Source organism: Sphingomonas sp. TX0543, from assembly GCF_048565505.1.
GTDB lineage: Bacteria > Pseudomonadota > Alphaproteobacteria > Sphingomonadales > Sphingomonadaceae > Sphingomonas.
Genome location: NZ_JBLZUS010000002.1, coordinates 1,820,069 through 1,843,458 on the forward strand (window position 1 = coordinate 1,820,069; position 23,390 = coordinate 1,843,458).

General features: G+C 65.6%; 22 protein-coding genes. 9 read left to right on the forward strand and 13 right to left on the reverse strand.

All coding sequences use genetic code 11. From position 1 onward, the window contains the following. Window positions 1-103 precede the first annotated feature (103 nt). Both ACM61V_RS09350 and ACM61V_RS09355 read left to right on the forward strand, forming a co-directional pair. Entirely contained in the window at window positions 104-2,035 is a 1,932-nt protein-coding gene (locus ACM61V_RS09350) for a CocE/NonD family hydrolase (protein ID WP_137785746.1), read from the forward strand. Window positions 2,036-2,077: 42 nt separating this feature from the next. Then, window positions 2,078-3,262, forward strand: coding sequence for a hypothetical protein (locus tag ACM61V_RS09355; RefSeq protein ID WP_137785745.1), 1,185 nt, complete (start codon window positions 2,078-2,080; stop codon window positions 3,260-3,262). Between the two features lie 134 nt (window positions 3,263-3,396). On the opposite strand, the gene rplL is transcribed toward ACM61V_RS09355, so the two are convergent. The 6 genes from rplL to ACM61V_RS09385 form a co-directional block, all read right to left on the reverse strand. Then, window positions 3,397-3,774, reverse strand: coding sequence for a 50S ribosomal protein L7/L12 (rplL, locus tag ACM61V_RS09360; protein ID WP_137785744.1), 378 nt, complete (start codon window positions 3,772-3,774; stop codon window positions 3,397-3,399). A 66-nt stretch (window positions 3,775-3,840) separates the two neighbouring features. Continuing rightward, window positions 3,841-4,356: a 50S ribosomal protein L10 gene (gene rplJ, locus ACM61V_RS09365; RefSeq protein ID WP_137785743.1), complete on the reverse strand. Its 516-nt coding sequence runs from the start codon at window positions 4,354-4,356 to the stop codon at window positions 3,841-3,843. A 295-nt stretch (window positions 4,357-4,651) separates the two neighbouring features. Further along, window positions 4,652-5,896, reverse strand: a complete 1,245-nt coding sequence (locus tag ACM61V_RS09370) for an alpha-hydroxy-acid oxidizing protein (protein ID WP_249341431.1) — start codon at window positions 5,894-5,896, stop codon at window positions 4,652-4,654. A gap of 71 nt (window positions 5,897-5,967) precedes the next feature. After that, the gene (gene rplA / locus ACM61V_RS09375; protein ID WP_137785742.1) at window positions 5,968-6,660 is read right to left on the reverse strand and encodes a 50S ribosomal protein L1; all 693 of its coding nucleotides are present in this window, start codon (window positions 6,658-6,660) and stop codon (window positions 5,968-5,970) included. 2 nt (window positions 6,661-6,662) lie between these two features. Then, a complete protein-coding gene (rplK, locus tag ACM61V_RS09380; RefSeq protein ID WP_137785741.1) occupies window positions 6,663-7,094 on the reverse strand; it encodes a 50S ribosomal protein L11 in 432 nt (143 codons plus the stop codon). 154 nt (window positions 7,095-7,248) lie between these two features. Then, window positions 7,249-8,013 (reverse strand): CAP domain-containing protein, encoded by a 765-nt coding sequence (locus ACM61V_RS09385; protein WP_137785740.1) that lies wholly within the window; start codon window positions 8,011-8,013, stop codon window positions 7,249-7,251. Between ACM61V_RS09385 and ACM61V_RS09390 the strand changes: the two genes are divergently transcribed. Continuing rightward, on the forward strand, window positions 8,003-8,320 hold the full coding sequence (locus ACM61V_RS09390) for a hypothetical protein (RefSeq protein WP_137785739.1): 318 nt from the start codon (window positions 8,003-8,005) through the stop codon (window positions 8,318-8,320). The genes ACM61V_RS09385 and ACM61V_RS09390 overlap by 11 nt on opposite strands. Window positions 8,321-8,374: 54 nt before the next feature. On the opposite strand, the gene ACM61V_RS09395 is transcribed toward ACM61V_RS09390, so the two are convergent. From ACM61V_RS09395 to ACM61V_RS09415, 5 genes are all read right to left on the reverse strand, one after another. Continuing rightward, the gene (locus ACM61V_RS09395) at window positions 8,375-9,685 is read right to left on the reverse strand and encodes a HAMP domain-containing sensor histidine kinase (RefSeq protein WP_137785948.1); all 1,311 of its coding nucleotides are present in this window, start codon (window positions 9,683-9,685) and stop codon (window positions 8,375-8,377) included. Window positions 9,686-9,723: 38 nt separating this feature from the next. Continuing rightward, on the reverse strand, window positions 9,724-10,443 hold the full coding sequence (locus ACM61V_RS09400) for a response regulator (RefSeq protein ID WP_419714257.1): 720 nt from the start codon (window positions 10,441-10,443) through the stop codon (window positions 9,724-9,726). 101 nt (window positions 10,444-10,544) lie between these two features. Further along, window positions 10,545-11,150 (reverse strand): hypothetical protein, encoded by a 606-nt coding sequence (locus tag ACM61V_RS09405; RefSeq protein WP_171007492.1) that lies wholly within the window; start codon window positions 11,148-11,150, stop codon window positions 10,545-10,547. 121 nt (window positions 11,151-11,271) lie between these two features. Next, a complete protein-coding gene (locus tag ACM61V_RS09410) occupies window positions 11,272-12,057 on the reverse strand; it encodes a thioesterase family protein (protein WP_137785737.1) in 786 nt (261 codons plus the stop codon). Beyond that, entirely contained in the window at window positions 12,054-13,586 is a 1,533-nt protein-coding gene (locus ACM61V_RS09415) for a class I adenylate-forming enzyme family protein (protein ID WP_419713958.1), read from the reverse strand. The genes ACM61V_RS09410 and ACM61V_RS09415 overlap by 4 nt, the downstream gene beginning before the upstream one ends. A 31-nt stretch (window positions 13,587-13,617) precedes the next feature. On the opposite strand from ACM61V_RS09415, the gene ACM61V_RS09420 reads away from it, so the two are divergent. Next, entirely contained in the window at window positions 13,618-14,445 is an 828-nt protein-coding gene (locus tag ACM61V_RS09420) for an SDR family NAD(P)-dependent oxidoreductase (RefSeq protein WP_212742161.1), read from the forward strand. 135 nt (window positions 14,446-14,580) lie between these two features. On the opposite strand, the gene ACM61V_RS09425 is transcribed toward ACM61V_RS09420, so the two are convergent. Further along, a complete protein-coding gene (locus ACM61V_RS09425) occupies window positions 14,581-15,789 on the reverse strand; it encodes an MFS transporter (RefSeq protein WP_171007491.1) in 1,209 nt (402 codons plus the stop codon). Between the two features lie 160 nt (window positions 15,790-15,949). On the opposite strand from ACM61V_RS09425, the gene ACM61V_RS09430 reads away from it, so the two are divergent. The 4 genes from ACM61V_RS09430 to ACM61V_RS09445 all read left to right on the forward strand — a co-directional run bounded on the left by ACM61V_RS09430 (window position 15,950) and on the right by ACM61V_RS09445 (window position 20,674). After that, window positions 15,950-17,170 carry an acyl-CoA dehydrogenase family protein gene (locus ACM61V_RS09430; RefSeq protein ID WP_419713959.1) on the forward strand — a complete coding sequence of 407 codons (1,221 nt, stop codon included), beginning with the start codon at window positions 15,950-15,952 and terminating at the stop codon, window positions 17,168-17,170. A 119-nt stretch (window positions 17,171-17,289) separates the two neighbouring features. After that, window positions 17,290-18,354 (forward strand): acyl-CoA dehydrogenase family protein, encoded by a 1,065-nt coding sequence (locus ACM61V_RS09435; RefSeq protein WP_137785735.1) that lies wholly within the window; start codon window positions 17,290-17,292, stop codon window positions 18,352-18,354. A gap of 104 nt (window positions 18,355-18,458) precedes the next feature. Further along, window positions 18,459-19,763, forward strand: coding sequence for a spinster family MFS transporter (locus ACM61V_RS09440; protein WP_137785734.1), 1,305 nt, complete (start codon window positions 18,459-18,461; stop codon window positions 19,761-19,763). 248 nt (window positions 19,764-20,011) lie between these two features. After that, window positions 20,012-20,674, forward strand: a complete 663-nt coding sequence (locus ACM61V_RS09445) for a helix-turn-helix domain-containing protein (RefSeq protein WP_171007490.1) — start codon at window positions 20,012-20,014, stop codon at window positions 20,672-20,674. Here the strand turns inward: ACM61V_RS09445 and ACM61V_RS09450 are convergent. Then, window positions 20,671-21,915, reverse strand: coding sequence for a TetR/AcrR family transcriptional regulator (locus tag ACM61V_RS09450; protein WP_137785732.1), 1,245 nt, complete (start codon window positions 21,913-21,915; stop codon window positions 20,671-20,673). The genes ACM61V_RS09445 and ACM61V_RS09450 overlap by 4 nt on opposite strands. Window positions 21,916-22,070: 155 nt before the next feature. Between ACM61V_RS09450 and ACM61V_RS09455 the strand changes: the two genes are divergently transcribed. Then, window positions 22,071-23,378 (forward strand): acyl-CoA dehydrogenase family protein, encoded by a 1,308-nt coding sequence (locus ACM61V_RS09455; RefSeq protein ID WP_137785731.1) that lies wholly within the window; start codon window positions 22,071-22,073, stop codon window positions 23,376-23,378. Window positions 23,379-23,390 lie beyond the last annotated feature (12 nt).

The window sequence follows — 23,390 nt, forward strand, 5'->3', positions numbered from 1 at the left end:
GACGGCGATATAGGAGCCATGTCCGGCAACGTCAATCTACGAGGGACAGGTTGATCGACGCGCGCCACTGCGCATAACGGGCAACAGTCAAACAGGAATATTCATGACCCGCAAGACGCTTGCCCTGGCCTGCCTCGCACTGTCCGCCGCTCCGCTCGCCGCGCAAGAGCAGGGAGTCGTGCGACCCGGGGGCGATATTCCGGCGCACTTCGCCTATTCCACCGACGCGAATGACTATGTGCGGCGCGAGGTGATGATCCCGATGCGCGACGGGGCGAGGCTCCACACCGTCATCGTCATCCCGAAGGGCGCCAGGAATGCGCCGATCCTGCTGACCCGAACGCCCTACAATGCGTCTGGCCGGGTGGCGCGAATGGCGAGCCCGAAAATGCTCTCGATCCTGCCGCAGGGCGACGAACCGTTCGTGCGCGCCGGATATATTCGCGTGTTTCAGGATATCCGGGGCAAATATGGCTCGGAAGGGGAGTATGTCGTCACCCGGCCAGTGATCGGCCCGCTGAACCCGACCAAGGTAGATCACACCACCGATGCGTGGGACACGATCGACTGGCTGGTGAAGAAGGCGAACCTGCCCGAATCGAACGGTCGCGTCGGCATGCTCGGCTCCTCTTACGAGGGGTTCACGGTCGTGATGGCGCTGCTGCACCCGCACCCTGCGCTGAAGGTCGCTGCGCCGGAAAGCCCGATGATCGACGGCTGGATGGGGGACGACTGGTTCCATTACGGCGCGTTCCGGCTTGCGAACATCGGCTGGCTCGGCGAACAGACCGGCTTCAAGGCGGCGGGCGACGAGCCGGCTTCCGGGTTCTACGACGATTACGAGCAGTTCAGGCGCGTCGGCTCGGCAGGCGCCTGGGCGGAGAAATCCGGCTATGCCGCCTTACCTTTTTGGCAGCGCATGGCCGCGCATCCCGCTTATGACGCTTTCTGGCAGGGGCAGGCACTCGACAAGCTGGTCGCCGCCAATCCCTCGAACGTGCCGACGATGTGGGAGCAGGGGCTGTGGGATCAGGAGGACATGTATGGCGCGATCCACGCCTGGGAGGCGCTGAAGGCAAAAGGCAAACTGGCCAGCAATTTCCTCGTCATGGGCCCGTGGCGCCATAGCCAGGCGAATTACGACGGCTCTTCGCTGGGTGACTTCAAGTGGAACGGCGACACCGCCACGCAATGGCGCGACAAATATCTGTTTCCGTTCTTCGATCAGTATCTGCGCGATGGCCGGCCGGCGTTCACCCCGCCGCAGGCGCTGATCTACAACACCGGCGCGAACCATTGGGACAGCTTGGCGCAATGGCCGATGGCGTGCGAGGCGGGATGCGCCGCGCCGCTGAAGCCGATCTATCTGGAAGCCGACGGCGGGCTCGGCTTCGACAAGGGCGGGGAGGGGGGTGACAGCTACGTCTCCGATCCCGCAAAGCCGGTGCCGCATCTGCCGCGCCCGGTTAATTTCGGCGATGACGAGCGCTGGAAGACGTGGCTGGTGCAGGATCAGCGCTTTGTCGATGGTCGGCCGGATGTGATGACCTATCAGACCGCGCCCTTGACGCAGCCGATGCGTGTTTCCGGCGCGCCCATCGCGGACCTGTTCGCCAAGACCACCGGCACGGATGGCGATTTCGTGGTGAAAGTGATCGATGTCTATCCCGATCAAATTGCGAACGATCCGAAGAAAGGCGGCTATCAGCTTTCGATCAGCCAGGACATTTTCCGGGGACGGTATCGCGACGGCTTCGACAAGCCGGCCGCCATCCCGGCGAACAGTGTTCAGCGCTATCGTTTTCGGCTGCCGACCGTGAACCATGTATTTCAGCCAGGGCATCGCATCATGGTGCAGGTGCAGTCGTCGCAATTCCCGCTCTACGATCGCAACCCGCAGAAATATGTCCCCAATATCTTCTTCGCGAAGCCCGAGGATTATCAGAAGGCGACGATCACGCTCGTGCGAGGGGGAACGAAGGCGAGCGCTGTATGGCTGCCAGTCGTGCCGGCGACGGGCCCGGCCGAGCAGTGACGATAGGGTGCGGTTCAGCTTCGACGGGATAACGCGCAGGGAATGAAAATAGGCATCACAGGGCTGACGCTGGCCGGGGCGGCGTTGGCCGGAGGATCGGGAATCGCGCAGACGATCCCGAAAACAGCACCGGAAGATCTGACGCCGGCGCCGATCATCGCGCCGACGCCGACCGCGACGAATGCCGCGCTGCCGGCCAGCGAGCAGCCGATCGCGCTGATCCCGGTAGAGCCGTCCAGCGCGCCACAGGCCGCGCCGCGCGCGCGCTCGACCCCGCGCGCAATTTCGCTGCCGGCGGTGCCGGGACCGCAACCGCGCCCCTCATCATCGCCTTCCGCCCGCGTCACGCCAGTGCCTGTCGTGGCGGCGCCAGCACCCGCGCCCGCACCCGCACCCGCACCCGCGCCCACAGGGTCGCCCTCGACGCCGGTGGCCAGCCCGGTTCCTGTTGCCGCGACGCCCGCGTCGTCGCCGGACGTTGGCGAAGGTTTGCCTGGCTGGCTGGTGCCGGCAGGGCTTGGCGGGCTTGCTGCGCTCGCGGCCGGCTTCGTGGCGTGGCGGCGGCGGTTGCTGCCGGGCGAGGATCGCGGCACGGACGAGCCGATCGAGAATGTTTCACTGCCGGCGGCAGCGCCCGATCCGCCGGTCGCGCGGAGCGCTACCGGTGCAGCACCGCCTGCGCCGGAGCCGCCGCAATTTCTCGAACGCCCTGCGCCGAGCGAGCGCGCCTGGATCGATGTTGCCCTGCCGGTGGTGCATCGCGCGGGCATCAACCTTGTCACCGCCACCGCCGATGTGGGGCTGACGGTGCGCAATGAAGGGATCGCGATCGCACGCGGGGTGCGCGTCGCGATCCGGCTCACGAGTGCGCAGCAGGGTCAGGATACGGTGCTCGCCGGCCTTTATGCGGAGCCGGTCGACCGGCCGGTCGTGCCCCCGTTCGATCTCGCGCCTGGTGAGGAGCGGCCGGTGCGCGGGATCGCGACGCTGCGGCGGGAGGATATTGTCGCGCTGGAGGCGGCCGGTCGCCCGATGTTCGTGCCCGTGGTGGCGCTCAACCTGCTGTATGACGCGGCCGCGGGATCGCCGGGGCAGACGACTGCGGCTTTCGCGGTTGGCGTGGATCGCGGCGACGGCGGCAAGCTGGGCCCGATGTGGCTGGACGAACCCGCCCGGATGCACGATGCGATCGCTATCCGCGCGCACGGGGCCACGGTGAAACGGTAACAGCAAAAAAAAGAGGCGGCTCCCACGCGGAAGCCGCCTCCTTCTGTTTTGCTCGCGCCACCACTGACAGGCTTGTTAAAGCTGGCCGCGGAGGCGGGATCGAGCGCGGATCATGCCCGCGCTCGACGTGAGGCTTACTTGAGTTCGACGGTCGCGCCGGCTTCTTCAAGCTGCTTCTTGACCTTCTCGGCCTCGTCCTTCGACACGCCTTCCTTGACGGCCTTCGGAGCGGACTCGACGAGCGCCTTGGCTTCGGTCAGGCCGAGGCCGGTGATCGCGCGGACCTCCTTGATGACGTTGATCTTCTTGCCACCGTCGCCGGTGAGGATCACGTCGAACTCGGTCTTCTCTTCGGCGGCCGGAGCCGCTGCACCGGCGCCGCCGGCTGCAGGAGCCGCAACCGCCGCAGCGGCCGAAACGCCCCACTTCTCTTCGAGAAGCTTCGAAAGCTCAGCCGCCTCGAGGACGGTCAGTTCGGAAAGCTGGTCAACCAGCGCGTTCAGGTCTGCCATTGTTACTTCCTTCAAATCGCAAGCCCCGGTGGGGCTTTGAGTTTCGTTTGATAAAACCGCCGGAAATCAGGCGGCTTCCTTCTCCGAATATGCCTTGAGCGCGCGGGCAAGCTGCCCGGCGGGCGCCTGGGTGATGGTCGCCAGCTTCGTGGCGGGTGCCACGATAAGGCCGACGATCTTCGCCCGGAGCTCGTCCAGCGACGGCAGCGTGGCGAGCGCCTTCACGCCCTCCACGTCGAGCGCATTCGCGCCCATCGCCCCGCCCACGATTTCGAACTTGTCGTTCGTCTTCGCGAATTCGACCGCCACCTTCGCCGCAGCGACGGGATCGATCGAAGAGGCGAGACCGACCGGACCCGTGAGCAGATCGCCCAGCGAGAGATAGTCGGTGCCGTCGAGCGCGATCTTGGCAAGCTTGTTCTTCGAGACCTTGTAGCTCGCGCCGGCTTCCCGCATCTTGTTGCGCAGCTGGGTTGACTGCGCGACGGTCATTCCGCGGTTACGGGTGACAATCACCACGCCGACCTCGGAAAAATTGCGGTTGAGCTCGGCGACGGCCGCGGCCTTTTGAGCACGATCCATGCCATTCTCCACGTTCTGGGCATGAGCCGAAGCGCATGCCCGGTTGCATTTCCCCACACGCCTTGCGAGCGGATGGGTTGTCCAGCGATGGGGAATGGGAAGCAGACGCAGCCACGCTCAATCGCGGACCGCGGCAGACCGGCGCGTCACATCGATGACCAGCCGGCAAAATCCTGTCCCCGCCTCGGTAGGAAATTAAGCCGGCATTCCGGCACCTACTGTCTCGGACGGTGCCCGGCGGCACGAAGCTGCCGGGCGAGCGCGGGCCAATACAGGCTTGCGCGTGAAAGTCAATCTATCGGTCGGTCCGCCTCGCGCCCTCCGCGCGAACCGCCGCCAGATCGGGATAACCGTTCACGGCCATCAGCAGATCCGCTTCGGCGAGGATCGATTTCAACACATGCGCCGCGCCCTCCGCGCCGCCAAGCGCGAGTCCGTAGGTATAGGGGCGGCCGATCCCCACCGCATCCGCGCCCAGCGCGATCGCCTTGATCACGTCGCTGCCGGATCGAATGCCTGAATCGAACAGCACCGGCACACGGCCATCCACCGCCGCCGCCACGCCCGGCAACATGTCGATCGCGGCGATCCCGCCATTGGCCTGCCGGCCGCCGTGGTTCGAGACGTAAATGCCGTCCGCGCCGCCATCCAGCGCGCGCCGCGCATCATCGGGATGACAGATGCCCTTCAACACGATCGGCAGCTTCGTGAGCGATTTGAGCCATGGCAGATCGTCCCAGGTCAGCACCTTGCCGAAGGTCGCGCTCCACGTGTTGATCGCCGCGCGCAGATCCTCCTCCGCCGGCTTCGCCAGCAAGGCGCGGAAGGCAGGATCGACGAAATAGTTGGTCAATACGTGCCCGCGCAGCTGCGGAAAGTTCGACACGTTCAGGTCACGAGGCCGCCAGCCCGTTACCCACGTGTCGAGCGTTACCACGATCGCCCTGTATCCGGCCGCCTCCGCGCGGCTGACCAGACTGGCGGCGACATCCTTGTTGCGCGGAGTATAGAGCTGGAACATCGCCGGCGTCGTGCCGCTCGCGTGGAGCACGTCCTCCAGCGGATCGTTCGCCAATGTCGATGCGCACAGCGGCACGCCAGTGGTGGCTGCGGCGCGCGCGGCGGCCAGATCGCCGTGCTGGTCCTGAGTTACAATCCCGGTCACGCCGATCGGCGCCATGAAGAGCGGGGAGGGGAGCTTATTGCCGAACAGGTCGATCGACAGGTCTCGGCTCGTGCAATCGACCATCATGCGCGGCACCATGCCCCAGTGCCGGAAGGCCCGGGCATTTTCGTCCTGTGTGAATTCGTCGCCGCATCCGCCCTGTACATAATTGAGCACCGAGGGCGGCATCGCTGCCTCCGCCCGCGCTTTCAGCGTCGCGAAATCTACCGGAAGCGTCGGCTGCACGCCGGTGAGGCCGGCGCCGTAGATCGAATTCTGGAAATCGCCGTAATGCGGCATCCGCTGCCTCCCCCAGTCACAATTGCGTGCGGGGTTTTCGGCAGCCTTGGCGACGGCGTCAAGGAACGTTGGCATCGGCTGCCCGCCTGCAAACAAAAAGGGCCGGGATCGCTCCCGGCCCTTTTCGGCATTGATGTGTCGTAAAATCAGGCGCCGGCGACTTCCGCCACGTCCACCTTGATGCCCGCGCCCATCGTCGAGCTGACGGCCACCTTGCGAACGTACTTGCCCTTCGCACCCGATGGCTTGGCTTTCACCACGGCATCGACCAGCGCATCGAAATTGCGACGCAGGTCTTCCTGGCTGAAAGATGCCTTGCCGATGCCGGAGTGGATGATGCCGGCCTTCTCGACGCGGTACTCCACCTGGCCGCCCTTGGCCGCCTTCACCGCCTCGGCGACGTTCATCGTGACGGTGCCGAGCTTCGGGTTCGGCATCAGCCCCTTGGGACCGAGCACCTTGCCGAGCCGGCCGACGATGCCCATCATGTCCGGGGTCGCGATGCAGCGATCGAAATCGATCGTGCCACCCTGGATCGTTTCCATCAGGTCTTCCGCACCGACGACATCGGCGCCCGCTTCGCGCGCCTCGTCCGCCTTCGCACCCTTGGCGAACACGCCGACGCGCACCGTCTTGCCGGTGCCGGCCGGGAGCGTGACGACGCCGCGCACCATCTGATCGGCGTGGCGCGGATCGACGCCGAGGTTCAGCGCGACTTCGATCGTCTCGTCGAACTTAGCGGTGGCGCCCGCCTTGGCCAGCGCGATCGCCTCGTCCACGTTGTGCAGCTTCTCGCCATCGACCTGGTTGGCCTTCTGCTTCTTGGTCAGCTTAGCCATGTTCAGCCCTCCACCACTTCGAGGCCCATGGCCCGCGCGCTGCCTTCGATGATCTTCGTCGCGGCTTCGATATCGTTCGCGTTCAGATCCTTCATCTTCACCTGCGCGATTTCCGAAAGCTGCGAGCGCTTGATCTTGCCCGCGACCACCTTGCCGGGCTCCTTCGAGCCGGACTTCAGGTTCATGGCCTTCTTGATGAGGAAGGTCGCCGGCGGGGTCTTCGTCTCGAACGAGAACGAGCGATCGGCATAGACGGTGATGACCGTGGGGAGCGGCGCGCCCTTTTCCATGTCCTGCGTCTGCGCGTTGAACGCCTTGCAGAATTCCATGATGTTCACACCGCGCTGACCGAGCGCGGGGCCGATCGGCGGCGAGGGATTGGCGGCGCCCGCAGGCACCTGCAACTTGATGTAACCCGTAATCTTCTTTGCCATGTCACTCTCTCAATCCGGCCGCGCCCACGGGAGACGGCCTGGTTTCAAGTTTAGCGGTTCGATCGGGCCAGAGCCCTCCCGCAAGCATTTCCGTCGCTGTCACGAGGAAGGTGGGGCCGTTAGCCGAAACGGCGCCCGGTTGCAACCGCGCCGGTCAGACGACGCGGAACGTGTAGGTGTAGCTGGTTTGCGGCGCGCCGGAAACGCCGCTTATCTTCACCGTATAGGATGTTCCGGCCTGCAGGCCGGTCACACGCCACTGGATGCTGTTCGGCACGCCATAGCCCTGATTGTCGGTGCTGATATCGGTCACGGTCATCGCGCCGGCGGGACCGGTCACGGTGATCGTTGCGCTGGCGAAGCTGACCGCCTGATTGGCCCATGAGCTGCTGGTGCTGCTGATCGCGGTAAACGACAGATAATTGCCGAGGCCGAAATAGCGCTGCGGATAATCACCGTAGGGATAGGCGACGAAGGGGGGGATGCCGCTCGGCACCGCGGGGCTGGTATGAAAGTTAAACACCCGCATCGACGCAGCGCTCGCGCGCGATCCGTCCGCCAGCACCACAGCGACGCGACCGTAGGAGGTCTTGCCGAGGAACGGGCTCAGGATCCAGCGGCGGTGGCCGATATCGGCGGAACCGTTCTCGGTGAGCCACAGGCCGAGATAATCGTCCTCGCTGTTGAACGGCAGGCCGGTGCCCCAGCCGCCGACAAGGTTGCTCGATCCCGCGCCCGCCGCGCCGCTCGAACTGTAGCATGGCCAGGTCGTCGCCGGCGTGTGGCTGAGCTGCTTCGCCACCGCCATCATCAGCGAGGTATCCTGCTCCTGGCTGTCCTCCTCATTCGAATAGGCGACTGCCGGCAGATTGTGCAGCGCGCGGATCGTGTTGAGCTGTGCAAGGAACGTGGCCTTCACGGAGTCTTTCAACGTGCCGGAAGTGCAGGCGGTGGCATCGGGCTGCACATCATACATCGCCGCTGCCTGGCCAGCCCAGGTCGTTGAGGTGGGCGTACCGGTCGGTGTACCGGTCGGCGTTGCCGTGGGGCTGGCAGTCGGGGTTCCGGTCGGGCTCGCGGTAGGCGATGTGGAGGGGCTGGCGACGGGGGCGGCGCTGCCACTCGAGCCGGTTCCGTCCGAACCGCCGCAGCCGGAAACAAGCGTGGCAAGGGCAAGAGCGGCGAACGATCGTGAGGAGATACGCATGGGAGACGATTACCGGTAAAATACTGCGAATTCGCAAAGACCTTCGGTCAGTTCGTCGATTCGTTCGGGCGGCTCATCGCGCGGGCAGCGTAACTATCGCCTCCAGCCCTCCGCCCGCGCGATTGGCGAGCGAGAGTTCGCCCCCGGCCTCGCGCACGATCGCGCGGGCGATCGCCAGCCCAAGCCCGCTCCCCCCGGTATCGCGATTGCGGGAGGTTTCCAGCCGGACGAAAGGCTCGAACACATCGGCGAGGCGCTCGGGCGGAATGCCCGGCCCGCGATCGGCTACCGCGATCGCCACTGAAGCTGTGCCGGGCTGTATCGAAACCTCCGCCGCGCCGGCATATTTAACCGCATTCTCGATCAGGTTGCGCACCGCGCGGCGGATCAGCGACGGGCGAATATGCACCGGCAGCCGCACGGCATCGGCGAAGCTTACCGCATGACCCAGATCGCGGAAATCCTCGACCACGGCATCGACCAGCGCGGCGAGATCAACTTCGGTGACCGGCTCACTGGGGCGACCCAGCCGGGCAAGGCTCAATATATCGTCGAGCGTGCGGTTCATCTCCGCGATCGTATCGGCCATCCGGACCCGGTCGTTTTCATCGTCGACCGATTCGATACGGACACGCAGCGCCGCCAGGGGTGTGCGAAGATCATGCCCGATCGCACCCAGCATCCGGTCCTTCTCGTCGAGCATCGCGCGCACGCGCACGCGCAGCGCATTATAGGCGGCAATCACCGCGCGCACGTCCGCCGGGCCGGCCTCCGGCACAGGCGTCGTCTTGCCCTCCAGGGAGACTCGGCTGGCGTCCTGTGCCAGCGCGTTCAAGGGACGTGAGATGCGCCGCGCGAGCCAAAGCACCGGCGCCAGCACCATGATGTAGAGGAAAAGCGTCTGGGCGATCAGCCGCCACAGGATCGCGGGGCCGGGAGAGGGCCACGCCGCGCGAGTCACCAGCCAGCCTTGCCCGGGCAGCTCCACCGCGATCAGGATTGCGCGCCGTGGTCCGCGCTCCACGCCGCCCCGCAGGCGGCGACGGCGCATGTCGGGCGCAGGCGTGTCCTTGGGGCCGTCAAGGATTGCAGCGTCCACCTTGCCGCTCGCGATGCTCATCCGCGCGAGATTGGCGCGGACGGCCTCGGCCACGTCATCGCGGCGTGGCAGCGAGTCAGGGATCGGATTGCTCGCGACGTGTCGCACTCTCCCGCGATCGGACGAGATTGGCCGTCCGCCCACTTCCCGGTCCAGCGCTTCGGCGATACGCAGCGCCGGAAGCGCGGCCGCTTGCTGGATCCGGTTTGCCGTGCGATCGCGGACGATCAGCGCGAAATTCACCGCCTGGGCCGCGAAAAGCGCGATCGCCACGAGCAGCGCCATCTGCCCGGCCAGGCTGCGCGGCCAGCCGAGCTTCGGTGTCACAGGCGGGTTACGTCGGCGGTGAAGGAATAGCCGCCGCCCCATATGGTCTTGATGATTTCCGGCGATTTGGGATCGGCCTCGATCTTTCGCCGCAGCCGGCTCACCTGATTGTCGATCGACCGATCGAATGCCGCCGCCTCGCGCCCCTGGGTCAGATCAAGAAACTGATCCCGCGTCAGCACATGGCGCGGCCGGGTGACGAGGGCGAGCAGCAGGTTATATTCGCCGGTCGAAAGCGGAACGGACACGCCGTCGCGATCCACCAGCGTGCGCTCGCCCGTCTTGAGCACACGGCCGGCGAAAGCATAGGCACCGCTTTCCGGCGGGAGCTGGCGCGCGCCGCCGGCGTGCACGCGGCGCAGCACCACCTTGATCCGGGCGGACAACTCACGCGGAGAAAATGGTTTCACGACATAATCGTCGGCGCCCATCTCCAGCCCGACGATCCGGTCGGTTTCCTCCGTCCGCGCGGTGAGCAGGATGACGGGCAGCTCGCCGGTTTCGCGGATGTGGCGGCATAGCGACAGGCCGTCCTCGCCGGGCATCATGATATCGAGCACAACGAGATCGATGGCATAAGCGGCAAGCCGCGCCCGCGCCTGTTCCGCATCGGCGGCCTGCGTCACGCGGAAGCCCTGCTTCGTCAGATAGGCGGCGAGCGGTTCGCGGATCGAACGCTCGTCATCGACAAGCAGCAGGTGCGGCGTTTCCCCCATCGCATCGGCATGTAGCACGTCATCACTCCAGGAAAAGCGCCGTCGGGATAAAGGCGTCGGGTGGCCGGAGGATGCCACCCGACGCCGCCGGCCAACGCCGGTCAGTTGGTGCGCGGTGCAGGGGCAGGGGCTGGCGCCGGCGCCGGGGCGCCATCGGCCGGCGGCGGCCCGCGACGATCGCGGCGCATTTCCATCCGCTCGCGGAATTTCTCTCGCATCGCCTGATGGGCTGCCTTGCGCTCATCGGGGGTGATGCGGCCGTCGTGGTTCACATCGACGCGATCGAACCGCGCGGCCGCCTTCTGCCGCCATTCCTCGCGCGTGATGACGCGGTTCGGATCGCCGCCGCCGCGCTTGCCCATGCCGTCCCGACGGTGATCGCCGCGACCGCCCCATTTGCCGCCATCGGCGCCGGGCGCGGGCTGCGCCTGATCGGGGTGACGCGCCTGCCAGCGGGCACGCATCTTGTCCCGGCGCTGTTCGCGTGCGACCCGCATTTCGTCAGCGGTGATCCTGCCGTCGTGATTGGTGTCGACGGCATCGAACTTCCGGTCCGCCCTGGCGAGCGCCTCGTCGCGGGTGACGATGCGGTTGGGGTCGTGCGCTGCGTGTGACGCGCCCGGCGGCGGGGCGGGCGGGGTTTGCGCGAACGTCGGGCCAGCGAGCGTGGTTGATCCCATTGCAAGCGCGAGCAACAGCTTCTTCATCATGCGATCCTCGTGGTGCGGCGGAAGGATTTTCCCGCCGTTGCTCACCGATCTAGAAGCGTCTTGTCGCGCAGGTTTGTCGGCGCGTCTGAAGAATTGTCGCAAATTGTCGCGGCGGCCGTCACGCGAACAGCGCGACCGACTGCATCTGCTCCGCCACCATTTCCCCGGCCGCGTTCCAGATCCCCATCTGCTGCGAGGAACTGCCCGCGCGCACATAGTCAGCGTTCGAGCGCAGCAGCCACCAGCCATCGTCAGTGCGCGGCAGCGGGCCGAGCAGGTTGAGTATCCACGTCATCGAACTAATCGGCACGTTGCGGCCAAGCAGGCGCAACGCCGCGGGAGGCAGACAATCGCCGATCGCGATCAGCTCCACCATCGGATCGAGCCCCTCGCGATCGTTGAGCCGGGTCCAGCGCAGCCATTCCGCGGGCTTCAGCCCCGGCCCCTCGCGCCGATCGAGGAATTCGAAATTCTGCGTGAAGGCGACGTGCGGATTGCCCTTGTACGTCGTTTCGTCCGGCCCGGGCTGCGGGAACGCGGGGAGGGTGGTGGTCTGGTAGTCAACCTCGCTCTCGATCGCGCGCATGAACACGAAGGTGCAGCGCAGCCCCAGCCCCGCCTCGCTTTCGATATCGGCCTGGATGAACGCCGCGTTCTTTCCGCGTCGCAGCTTGTGCGCCGTCACCATGATCGGGCCGGCGAGCGGGCCGATGAACGATACCTGCGCCGAACGGAGCGGCGGCAGATCCGGCTCCGACTGCATCGCGCAATGCAACGCGATCGCGGCGGAAAGCCCGCCATAGGCCGTGCGCCCCTGAAGCCAGTTATCCGGGATCGTGCCGCGCCAGGCGGGAGCATCGGGCATCGGTTCAAGTGTTTCGAGAAGCTGTTTAAGGCTGGTCATGCAAATTCCCCCGCTGCGAGCCGATCGCGCAGCTCGCGTTTCAATACCTTGCCGATCGCGCTGCGCGGCAGCTCGGCCGCGACATGCAGCGCCGACAGCCGCTGCGTCTTGCCGAGCCGTGCGTTCACCCACTGGCGGATTTCCTCCGCCGGCGCCGCCGACCCCGCGCGCGGCACGAAGAAGCCGATCGGCGTCTCCCCCCATTCCTCGCTCGCGACCCCCACCACGGTGCAGTCGGCGACCGCCGGATGCTGGGCCAGTACCGCCTCGAGATCGGAGGGGTAGATGTTGAACCCGCCGGAGATAATCATGTCCTTCTTGCGGTCCATCAGCGTGAGGAAGCCGTCCTCGTCGAACCGGCCGACATCGCCGTGGCGCAGCCAGCGATTGCCCTGCGCGTCGAACCATTCGGCATCGCGGGTCGCCTGATCGCGGCCGTGATAGCCGTTCATCATCGCGGGTGAGCGGCCGACGATCTCGCCGATGCCCCCGGGGGCCACTTCGTTGCCCGCCTCGTCGAGCAGCTTCGCCTGATGCCCCGGCGCGAGGCGGCCGACGGTGTGCAGCTTGTCGGGAAACTCGTCCGCGATCAGGACGAACGACGCGCCGCCCTCTGTCATCCCGTAATATTCCACCAGCTTGCCGGGCCAGCGATCGAGCACGTCGCGCTTCAGCTCGGCCTTGAACGGCGCGGACGTGCACGTCTTGAAGCGGAAGGCCGACAGGTCGAAGCGGTCGAAATCCGGCACCGCCATGATCCGTTGATATTGCACCGGCACCAGCATGGTGTGCGTCGCGCGATATCTTTCCGCCAGCTCGAGGAAGCGATGCGCCTCGAACTTCTTCATCAGCACCACCGATCCGCCCCACGCGAGCGTCGGCAGGAAGCTGACCAGCGTGGTATTGGAATAGAGCGGTGTGGACAGCAGCGTGACGGCCGTGTCGTATCCCGCACCGGCGTTACGCGAGAAATGCTGCCAACGCATCGCATGGCTCTGCACGATCCCCTTCGGAATGCCGGTGGTGCCGGATGAATAGATGATGTTGAAGCCATCCTCCGGCGCGATCTTGACCGGGGCGGGCCGCGCCCCTTGGGGTGCGACCCATTCTTCCAGTTCCTCCAGCCGGATGATGCGCGCGGACAGCGCCTGATCGCGCAGGGCCCCGGCATTGGCGGCATCGAGGAAGACGAGGTTCGCGCCGCTGTCCCTGATCATGCCGGCGATCTGCTCGGGCGTGGCGGAAGGCTGGATCGGGGCGGCGATGCTGCCGGCGCGGAGCGCGCCGAGAAAAACGATTGCCTGCTCCACCGATGGATAGGCCACCATCGCCGCCGCCTGCCGCTGTGCAGTGCCGTCGCGTTGCAGCGCGGTGGCGACGCGATCCATCGCGCGATCCAGTTCGGCGTAGCTGATCTGCGTATCGCCGTCGGCGATCGCGAGCTTCTCCGGCTGGCTTCGGGCGTGGTGGCGAATGAGGTCCGGCAATAGCCCGAACGGCTCGGCGAGCATCGCGGCAGTGTCGATCATGGCTGAAGCCGCTAGGCGATGCGATCGGGGAATGCCATACGCGATTTTCGAAAACGAGCTGGAGAGCGTGATGAAGGGATCGGTGGCGATCGTGACGGGCGGGGGCACGGGCATCGGCGCGGCGGTGGTGCGTCGACTCGCGCGGCGCGGCGTATCCTGTGTCATCAACTATGCGCACAGCCAGGCCGAGGCGGAGGCGCTGGCCGACGAGGTGGGTGAGGGGGCGATCGCGGTGCAGGCGGATATCGTCGAGGATGCGGCATGCCGGGCGCTGGCGGCCGCCGCGCAGGAGCGGTTCGGGCGGATCGACTTCCTCGTCAACAACGCCGGGCGGACGAAGCACGTGGCGCATGAGCGGCTCGACGGGCTGGAGGCCGAGGACTTCATCGATATCTACCGGCTGAACACGATCGCCGCCTTTCAGATGACACGCGCGGCGGCAGCGGCGATGGCCGAAAGCCCGCACGGCGCCGTCGTGAATGTCGCCTCGGTCGCGGGGCTGCACGGGATCGGCTCCTCGATCGCTTATGCCGCGTCGAAGGGCGCGATGCTGACGATGACGCAGAGCCTGGCACGCGTGCTTGCGCCGCGCATTCGCGTCAACGCGGTCGCGCCTGGCTACGTCGGCACCGGATGGTTCGAAAAGGCGCTTGGCGCGGAGGGCAAGGCCGCGCTCGATTCGCGCATCGCGAGCATGACCCCGCTGGCGCTCGCTCCGCAGGCCGAAGAGATCGCCGGCCCGATCGAGATGCTGCTCGATCCGGCGACGCGCGCGATCACCGGCGAAGTGTGGCGGGTCGATGCCGGCGCGCATCTGGACGTGGGGCTAAGCCGCCGACCTGGCCGGGACATGGGGTGACGGAAAGGGGCTATAGACGGGTGGATAGCCGACGATCTTCAGACTGACGGCCATTCATTTCACGGTGCCAGGGGGTAGTGACCAACTTGCTGAGAGTGTTCCGAGCGCGCGCAGCCCGGCCGCTCGCGAACGCCATTACGCCAACGCCCCACGCCGCCGCACGACGCCCAGCCAGATCGTTACAAGCGCCAGCCCCGCCAGCGCCCCCGCGAGGAGGAAGGCCGCGCCCGGCAATCCGCGGTCGGCGCCGAACGCCAGCGATTGCGTCATCACGAGCGGGCCGACGATCGCGGCGATGCTGGAAAGGCTCGCCATGCCGCCCTGCAGCGCGCCTTGATGCGTTGCATCGACCCGGCTGGACAGGATCGCGTTGATCGACGGGAAAACCAGCCCCGCCAGCGCGCCGAACAGGATCAGGGTGTAAACCTCCCAGCCCCTGGTGGCGAACGCGATCAGGCAGAATTCCACCATGCCGACCGCAAGGCCGATCAACACCGTACGCTCCTCGCCGAAGCGCTTTATCGCGCGGCCGATCAGGAAGATCTGCACCAGCATCATCGCCGCGCCCGTCGCCGCCAGCGACCAGCCGATCGCCCGCCCGTCCCAGCCGAGCGCGATCTCGGCGTAAAACGCCCATGTCGCGGGATAGACCATGTGCGCGATCTGCCACAAAAGCGCGGCGGCCAGCAGCGGCGTGGCGCCGCCGGCGCGCAGCAGGGGGGCGAAGGCGCCGAACACATTGGCGCGCTTCCAGTCGAACGGCCTGCGGCGTTCCGGCGGCAGCGTTTCCGGCATGATGAACGCGATGGTCGTCGCATTGGCGAGCGCGAGGCAGGCTGCGGCGACGAACGGCGCGCGCGGCCCCAGTGTCGATAGCAGCCCCCCGATCGCGGGGCCGAGGATGAAGCCTGCGCCGAACGCCGCGCCGACCAGCCCGAACGTCGCGCCGCGCTTTTCAGGCGGCGTCACATCCGCGATCACGGCGTTGACCGGGCCATAGGTGGCGCCGGTGATGCCGGCGATGATACGACCCAGGAACAGCCAGCCGATCGTCGGCGCGAGCGCCATCAGCGCGTAATCGGCGGCGAAGGCGGTCATCGCCGACAGCAGCACCGCGCGCCGGCCGAACCGGTCGCCGAGATTGCCCAGGATCGGCCCGGCAAAGAATTGCGCCACCGCAAAGGCGATCAGCATGTAGCCGCCGATGCGCGTCGCCTGTGGCAGATCGACGCGCGCGAGATGAACGATCAGCGTCGGCAGCACGGGGATGACGATGCCGAAACCGATCGTGTCGATCAGGATCGCGGCAAGCGCGATCGGCACCGCGCGGTGGTGGAAACGCATCGAAACCCCTCTTGCGACGGCTCTGCACGGCCGCTTTCGTGATCGATCCGCACCATTCTAACGGCTGGCGGACGCGTTGTCCCTTTGCATATTGGATCGAGTCGTGCGATGCGGGCCGCCATACCCGATCTTCAGATTCGAACTTGTGGGAGTGATGTCGATGGCGACCGCCGCGAACCTGGACCGACCGTCAGACAGCCTGGAGAGCTTCCGACAGGAAGCGCGCGCATGGCTCGAGGCGAATTTCACGCCCGAACTGCGCGGCGCGGATAATGCCATGTCCGCCGTCGAGGGCCCTAGCGAAGAAACGCCGGCGCAGAGGAAATGGCGCGAGGCGATGGGCGATAAGGGCTGGGGCGTGCCGACCTGGCCGAAGGAATATGGCGGCGGCGGCCTTTCGCGCGAGGAAGCGCGCGTTCTGCAGGAGGAAATGGCGCGGATCGGGGCATGGAACCCGATCGGCGGCATGGGCGTGATGATGTTCGGCCCGACCTTGCTGGAATATGGCAACGAGGCGCAGAAGCGCGAACACATTCCCGGCATCGTGCGCGGCGAGGTGCGCTGGTGCCAGGGATATTCCGAACCGGGCGCCGGCTCTGACCTTGCCAGCCTGCAGACCTTCGCGGAGGACAAGGGCGATCACTATCTGGTCAACGGCCAGAAGACGTGGACGTCGGGCGGCCAGTGGGCGGATAAATGCTTCGCGCTCGTCCGCACCGACAAGTCACAGAAGCATGCGGGCATCAGCTTCCTGCTGATCGACATGACGAGCGACGGCGTGGAGACGCGCCCGATCCGCCTGATCTCCGGCTCGTCGCCGTTCTGCGAAACCTTCTTCACCAACGTGAAGGTGCCGAAGGAGAATCTCGTCGGCCGTGAAGGGCAGGGCTGGGAAATCGGCACGCGCCTGTTGCAGCATGAACGCAATTCGCTGTCGGGCGGCGGCGGTTCGGCCGGGCGGATGAGCCAGGGCACCAGCGTGCCGGAAATCGCCCGGAAATATCGCGGCACCGATGCGGAGGGGCGGCTCGATGACGCCGATCTGCGCACCCGCATCATCAAGCACGAAATGGATCAGCGGGCATTCGCGCTCACCTTGCGCCGCGCCGCGCGGGAGGCGAAGGGCAATGGCGGGCCATCCGCCGCGACCAGCGTGATGAAGAATGTCGGCGCGCGCATCATACAGGATCGTGCGGAGATCAACGTGGAGATCATGGGGATGCAGGGCCTGGGCTGGGAAGGCGAAGGCTTCTCAAGTGAGGAGCTTGAGCAGACGCGCACGTGGCTGATGGGCAAGGCGGTGTCGATTTACGGCGGCTCCAGCGAGATCCAGAACAACGTGATCGCCAAGCGCATCCTCGGAATGCTCGATCACCAGTAAATTCCTGCAATGATTCCGTTTGGGCGCATCGGGCGGAACCGGGCGCCCGGAAAGGGCAGGCGGGAGGAGAGCGCGTCAAGCGCTTTCCTCCGCGATAAAATCCGAAAGGCAAGACGATAATGGCCGCGTTGAACGAAGAACAAGTGATGCTGCGCGATATGGCGCGCGAATGGTCCGACAACGAAAGCCCGATCGCCGCATTCCGCAAACTGCGCGACAGCGGGGCCGGCAAGGGCTTCGATCCCGGGGCGTGGCAGGCGATCGGCGGGATGGGCTGGGCCGGAATCGTCATTCCCGAGGAGTTCGGCGGATCGGCGTTCGGTTATCTCTCGCTCGGGCTTGTCGTCGAGCAGCTTGGGCGCAACCTCGCCGCCTCGCCGCTCGCCTCGACGGCGGTCGCGGCCAGCGCGATCGTGATGGGTGGGTCGGACAGGGCGAAGAGCGAGTGGCTGCCCAAGCTTGCGTCAGGCGAGACGATCGCAACGCTCGCGATCGACGAGGGGGGCCACCATGATCTGAAGTTGGCGACCAGCGTTTCCGATGGAAAACTGAGCGGCGCGAAGAAATTCGTCGCGGAAGGGGACGGGGCGGACGTGTTTGTCGTCGCGGCCACCGACGGGCTTTATCTCGTCGCGAAGGGCGAGGGCGTGACCGTCGCGACGCGCCGGATGGCGGATAGCCGCAGCCATGCGGACGTGACGTTCACGAATGCGCCAGCCGAGAAACTGGGGGACACGGCGCTGACCCAGGCGATCGCCGATCGCGCCACCGCCGTCACCGCCGCCGAGATGCTGGGCATGGCGGAAAGCGCCTTCGGCCAGACGCTCGATTATCTCAAGCAGCGCGTGCAGTTCGGGCAGGTGCTGTCGACGTTCCAGGCCTTGCAGCATCGCATGGCGAAAATGCTCACCGAACTGGAACTGATGCGCTCGGCGGTCGAAGGCGCGCTGGAGGCGATCGACGCGGGCCGCTCCGATATCGATCAGGCCGTCAGCCTCGCCAAGGCTGTCGCCAACGATACGCTGCGCCTCGCCAGTCGCGAGATGGTGCAGCTTCATGGCGGTGTCGGGATGACCGACGAATATGCCGCCGGGCTTTATCTGAAACGCGCCGCGACGCTGGAGGCGATGTGGGGCACCGCATCATATCATCGCGATCGTTTCGGACGGCTCAACGGTTATTGAGAGGCGCAAGGCGGAGCAAATAAAACATAATGTTGCTCCGCGTTTTTAAGGTCGTGATTCAAGTTTCGGCACGATAACCTCGATCGGGAACGAGGAGAGGGCCGATGGAGAGGTCGACTGCCCCGCGCATCGCGGATGCGCGGGCCCTGGCATCGCGGCGGCGCGGGCTGACGCTCGCGTTGCTGACGATCACTTATTTCTTCAGCTTCATGGATCGGCAGATACTCGCCATCCTGCTCGAGCCGATCAAGGCGGATCTGAAGCTCAGCGACACGCAACTGGGCCTGCTTTCCGGGCTCGTCTTCGCGATTTTCTACGCAACGCTTGGCATCCCGGTGGCGCGCGTTGCGGATCGCGCGAACCGGCGCAACATCATCGCGATAAGCCTCGCATTGTGGAGCGGGGCGACCGCCGCTTGCGGACTGGCGCAGAATTTCGCGCAGCTGATGCTGGCGCGGATCGGCGTTGGCGTGGGCGAGGCGGGATCCGGGCCGCCGAGCCACTCGATCATCGCCGATCTTTATCCGCCGGAAAAGCGGGCCAGCGCGATGTCGATCTATTCGCTCGGCGTGCTGCTGGGCGGAGGCATGGGCATGGCGATCGGTGGCATCATCGCCAGCGCGCATGGCTGGCGCGCGGCGATGTTTGTCGTCGGGCTGCCGGGATTGCTGCTCGCGCTGATCGTGCGGCTGCTGGTGGTGGAGCCTCCACGCGGCCTCTCCGACGGGGGTGCGGTGCCCGAGCGCCATGCCGCGCCATCTCTTTTTCAGGGCATCACGTCGATCTGGCGTGATGCGGCGGCGAGGCACCTGATCGCCGGCATGACCGTCACCTCGCTGGTCGGTTACGCGGTGACGGGCTGGGGGCCGAGTTATATGCAGCGTTCGCTCGGTTTCTCGTTGCTCGATATATCGCGCTACGTTGCGCTCCCGGCCGCGCTGGTCGGTTCGGCCTCCGCCCTGATCGGCGGGTTCCTCGCCGACCGTGCCGCGCGGCGCTCCGGTATCTGGGCGCAAAGCCGCGTGGTCGCGGGGATGAAGGTGATCGCCTTCCCGTTCAGCATCGCGTTCTATTTCGTCGAGGATGCGTCGCTCGCGATCGGCTGCTATTTCGCGTCCTACATATTCGCCGGCGCCTACATCGGGCCGACTTTCTCGATGATCCAGCATCTCGCTCCACTGCGGCAGCGGGCGACCTGGGCGGCGCTGTCATTGCTGACAATCAATCTGCTTGGTCTGGGTATAGGGCCGCTCGCGGTCGGGCAGATCAGTGACTGGCTGCGGCCAGCCTATGGCGCCGAATCGCTGCGCTACGCGATGCTGGGCGTCTCGCTGCTGACGCCGTGGGCCGTTTACCATTATTGGCGGGCAGGCCATTTGATGCGTAAAATGTCCGAACAGCCTGTATAATTGTAAGAAACTCCTACCTTGGGCACTTGTTTTTAATGCTACCGCATCCTCGTTGATCGAGGGGCGGAATGGCGGATTCGGATGACGCGCCGGTCACTTTCTGGCGGGCAAGTGAAAGGTTTGCAGGACTAGTAACGGGGTTCCATCGCTTTCGTCTTGGATTACCCGTCGGCTCGGTTTTTCGTGACGTATTCTTTCCAAGCCTCGCTACCATTCGCTTCGGGATCGAGGGGCCGCAGCCTTGGTCGATGCGTCTGGGCGCACGCAAATTCGATATGCCGCTCGCCTCCTTCACCGGGCCGACCAGCGTGGCCGGCTGGATCGAGGCGACCGGGGGGACGGTCGTCGGCATCGGGATTCACGCGCAGGGGTGGGCGCGGCTGTTCGGCGGCGATCTTTCGGTTTATGCCAACCGCGTGGTCCCGCTCGCCAACCTGGACGGTTCCGCGCAGCGACTATTGGAGGCGCTCGATGGTGGCGAGCATCCGCCGATCGCGTTCGAGCGCTGGCTCGATCGCAGGCTCGCAACCGATCGCGCGCCTGACCCCTTGCTTGAACGGCTCGAAGCGATGATCGCGGACGTCGCCGTTATGCGAATTGAAACGCTGGCCGAGGAACTGCAGCTCACCTCCCGTCAGCTTTCCGTGCTGACGCGGCAGAATTTCGGGTTTACCCCCAAGCTGCTTTTGCGTCGCCGACGCTTTCTTCGCGCGCTCAGTGCGACGCTGGACGCGTCGCCCGAGGAATCCGGCGCGCTGCTGGCGGCGGCTGGCTATTGGGATCGCTCGCACTTTCTGCGCGACGCACACCTGTTTCTAGGGTGTTCGATCCGTGAATTTCGCCAGCGCCGCGGGCCGCTCAACGCGCTGGTAATGCGGACGCGCGCGGATGTGCTGGGCGCGGCGGTCTAGCCTTCGATCAAGCGATCGTCGAAAAGCCCGAAGGTGAGTGTGGAGGCATAAAGCGCGATGGCGCGTTCTCGCGGCATCGACCATGCCCATTTGCGCATATCAAACGCGGCGTTGAGAAACGCCATCAGCGCCTGCGCCGCTATCAACGAATCGACCGGGCGGATCGTCCCTTCCGCGATCCCATCGGAGATCGTGCCGGCGAAACGGCGTGCGATGCGGTTCGATCGCTCCACCATTACCTGCCGCACGCCGATCGGCAGCGCGGTTAGCGCCGTGGTGCGCAGCAGCGGCCCAAGCTCCGAGAATTGCACGTCAAGCAGCGTCGCAATCGTTCCCGCCAGGCGATCCCACTGGGTGCCGCCGCGTTCGTCAGCACGCTGCTGCGCGGTCGCGATCGTATCGAAGCTGCGCTTGTAACAAGCGACGACCAGATCGTCTTTGGCGTCAAGATGGTGATAGAAGCTGCCCTTGGTGACATTCAGCTCCGATGCGATCCGCTGCACCGAGGCGCCGCGATAGCCGAGTTCGTTGATGAGCCGCGTCGCCGCCAGCAGGAAGGCCTCGCGCCCGGGCACGGCCTCGTCATGCGGCAAGTCGACCGGAGCCGGGTTCCACACCGCACCGGAACCGGCGATGCCGTGGCGGAATACGTCCATCAGCCGCGCTTCGGCGCGTGCATATTGATCGGGATCGTACCGCACGAGCCACACCGGCAACCAGAAGGTGTTCTCCAGCAACACATGCGCGCGTGCGCCGTTCAGATCGGTCGTGCCGCGCGTGTCGGACGGCCCCCACAACAGCCGCGTACGGCGGAACACTTCCCGCCATTGTGCCATCAGGCGGGAGCGCACGGGCTCGTCCGTGGCACGCAGATCTGAGAGGCCGGCCATCTGCCGCTCCTCGCCTCGCTGCACCCGTGCAAGCCGTGCCATGTTCAGCACAAGATAACGCTCGACGCGCGCTTCCGGCGTCGATTCGAGCATCGATTCCTCGAGCATCTGAAGCAGATAGTCGAGCGTATGCTCGAACGCGGCTGCCGCCAGATCCTCCTTGCGCTTGAAATAATAGGTGACGCTGGTGGTGTTCAGGCCTACGCGTCGGGCAACGTCCGCGAAAGTCATGCCTTTCGCGCTTTGTTCGTTGATCGCGTCTGCGGCCGCGGCAAGGATCGCATCACGCTTCGCCCGGAAGCGCCGCGTGCTCGTATCCTCTCCTTGGCCGGTATCCCCCGTGCCGTGCATCCGAATACTCTTAGCATCTACATTTCGAAGAAACAGTCCTCTTTTCGTCAGCGCGCGACCGGCCGTTTCCGTTGGGGCAAAATGATGATTCATACGCTTTACCGAAAGATGGGTACGGTTTAGAGCCACTGCGAAACAGGCTTTGGAGGGATGTGATGGACTTCACGCTGAGCGAGCGCGAAACCTATTTCCGGGACCGGGTACGCGATTTCATTGATCAGCATATCCGCCCGCGGCAGGCCGAGTACGATCGCCAGCATCATGAAGGCGATCCGTGGAAGGTGATCCCGGTAATCGAGGAAGTGAAGGCCAAGGCCAAGGAGGCCGGCCTGTGGAATTTCTTCATGCCGCCGCATTCCGGCCAGCATCATGTTGACGACACGTTCGAGTTCGAGGGGACGCAGCTCACCAATCTCGAATATGCGCTGTGCGCCGAGGAGATGGGCAAGATCGGCTGGGCGAGCGAATGCTTCAATTGCTCGGCGCCCGATACCGGCAACATGGAAGTTCTTCACCGCTACGGCACGCGCGAGCAGAAGGAGCAGTGGCTCCGCCCGCTGATGAACGGTGAAATACGGTCCGTCTTCCTGATGACCGAGCCGCAGGTCGCCTCTTCCGACGCCACCAATATCGAGACCCGGATCGAGCGCGACGGCGATCATTATGTCATCAACGGCCGCAAATGGTGGTCTTCAGGCGTCGGCGATCCGCGTTGCAAGATCGGCATTCTGATGGGCAAGACCAGTTTCGAGGGTTCGCGCCACCAGCAGCAGAGCCAGATTCTCGTGCCGATGGACACGCCGGGTGTGAAGATCGAGCGGATGCTGTCCGTCTATGGCTATGACCATGCGCCGCACGGCCACGGCGAAGTGACGTTCACCAACGTCCGCGTGCCGGTGGAGAACCTGTTGCTGGGCGAGGGGCGCGGGTTCGAGATCGCGCAGGGCCGGCTCGGGCCGGGGCGTATCCACCATTGCATGCGCTCGATCGGCGTCGCCGAAGTCGGCATCGAGAAGATGGCCAGGCGGCTCGTGAGCCGGGTCGCATTCGGCAAGCGATTGTCGGATCACAGCGTATGGGAACAGCGCGTCGCCCGCGCCCGCATCGATATTGAGATGACGCGCCTGCTGTGCCTCAAGGCCGCCGACATGATGGACAAGGCAGGCAACAAGGCTGCGAAGCTGGAGATCGCGATGATCAAGGTTTATGCGCCCAACATGGCGTTGCAGATCCTGGACGATGCGGTGCAGGCCCATGGCGGCGGCGGCGTGGCGGAGGATTTCGGGTTGGCTCATGCCTGGGCCGCGATGCGCACCTTGCGGCTCGCGGACGGGCCGGATGAGGTGCACGCCCGCACGATCGCCCGCGACGAGTTCGGCAAATATGCCGACTGGAAAGCGGAGCGCCCGGCGGCGCATGGCGGCAGCGAGGTATCGAGTGGGGATATCGGCGTTTCGCGCTGATCGGCCGCATAA

Excerpts from the sequence above, each read along its gene's own strand:
- ACM61V_RS09405 (WP_171007492.1), bottom strand. The coding sequence starts at position 11,150 with ATGAAGAAGCTGTTGCTCGCGCTTGCAATGGGATCAACCACGCTCGCT.
- ACM61V_RS09355 (WP_137785745.1), top strand. The coding sequence starts at position 2,078 with ATGAAAATAGGCATCACAGGGCTGACGCTGGCCGGGGCGGCGTTGGCC.
- ACM61V_RS09425 (WP_171007491.1), bottom strand. The coding sequence starts at position 15,789 with ATGCGTTTCCACCACCGCGCGGTGCCGATCGCGCTTGCCGCGATCCTG.
- ACM61V_RS09445 (WP_171007490.1), top strand. The coding sequence starts at position 20,012 with ATGCGTCTGGGCGCACGCAAATTCGATATGCCGCTCGCCTCCTTCACC.
- ACM61V_RS09350 (WP_137785746.1), top strand. The coding sequence starts at position 104 with ATGACCCGCAAGACGCTTGCCCTGGCCTGCCTCGCACTGTCCGCCGCT.
- ACM61V_RS09440 (WP_137785734.1), top strand. The coding sequence starts at position 18,459 with ATGGAGAGGTCGACTGCCCCGCGCATCGCGGATGCGCGGGCCCTGGCA.
- ACM61V_RS09420 (WP_212742161.1), top strand. The coding sequence starts at position 13,618 with ATGCCATACGCGATTTTCGAAAACGAGCTGGAGAGCGTGATGAAGGGA.
- ACM61V_RS09370 (WP_249341431.1), bottom strand. The coding sequence starts at position 5,896 with ATGCCAACGTTCCTTGACGCCGTCGCCAAGGCTGCCGAAAACCCCGCA.
- ACM61V_RS09450 (WP_137785732.1), bottom strand. The coding sequence starts at position 21,915 with ATGCACGGCACGGGGGATACCGGCCAAGGAGAGGATACGAGCACGCGG.
- ACM61V_RS09395 (WP_137785948.1), bottom strand. The coding sequence starts at position 9,685 with ATGGCGCTGCTCGTGGCGATCGCGCTTTTCGCGGCCCAGGCGGTGAAT.
- ACM61V_RS09435 (WP_137785735.1), top strand. The coding sequence starts at position 17,290 with ATGGCCGCGTTGAACGAAGAACAAGTGATGCTGCGCGATATGGCGCGC.
- ACM61V_RS09415 (WP_419713958.1), bottom strand. The coding sequence starts at position 13,586 with ATGATCGACACTGCCGCGATGCTCGCCGAGCCGTTCGGGCTATTGCCG.
- ACM61V_RS09400 (WP_419714257.1), bottom strand. The coding sequence starts at position 10,443 with ATGGGGGAAACGCCGCACCTGCTGCTTGTCGATGACGAGCGTTCGATC.
- rplJ (WP_137785743.1), bottom strand. The coding sequence starts at position 4,356 with ATGGATCGTGCTCAAAAGGCCGCGGCCGTCGCCGAGCTCAACCGCAAT.
- ACM61V_RS09410 (WP_137785737.1), bottom strand. The coding sequence starts at position 12,057 with ATGACCAGCCTTAAACAGCTTCTCGAAACACTTGAACCGATGCCCGAT.
- ACM61V_RS09430 (WP_419713959.1), top strand. The coding sequence starts at position 15,950 with ATGGCGACCGCCGCGAACCTGGACCGACCGTCAGACAGCCTGGAGAGC.
- rplA (WP_137785742.1), bottom strand. The coding sequence starts at position 6,660 with ATGGCTAAGCTGACCAAGAAGCAGAAGGCCAACCAGGTCGATGGCGAG.
- rplK (WP_137785741.1), bottom strand. The coding sequence starts at position 7,094 with ATGGCAAAGAAGATTACGGGTTACATCAAGTTGCAGGTGCCTGCGGGC.
- rplL (WP_137785744.1), bottom strand. The coding sequence starts at position 3,774 with ATGGCAGACCTGAACGCGCTGGTTGACCAGCTTTCCGAACTGACCGTC.
- ACM61V_RS09455 (WP_137785731.1), top strand. The coding sequence starts at position 22,071 with ATGGACTTCACGCTGAGCGAGCGCGAAACCTATTTCCGGGACCGGGTA.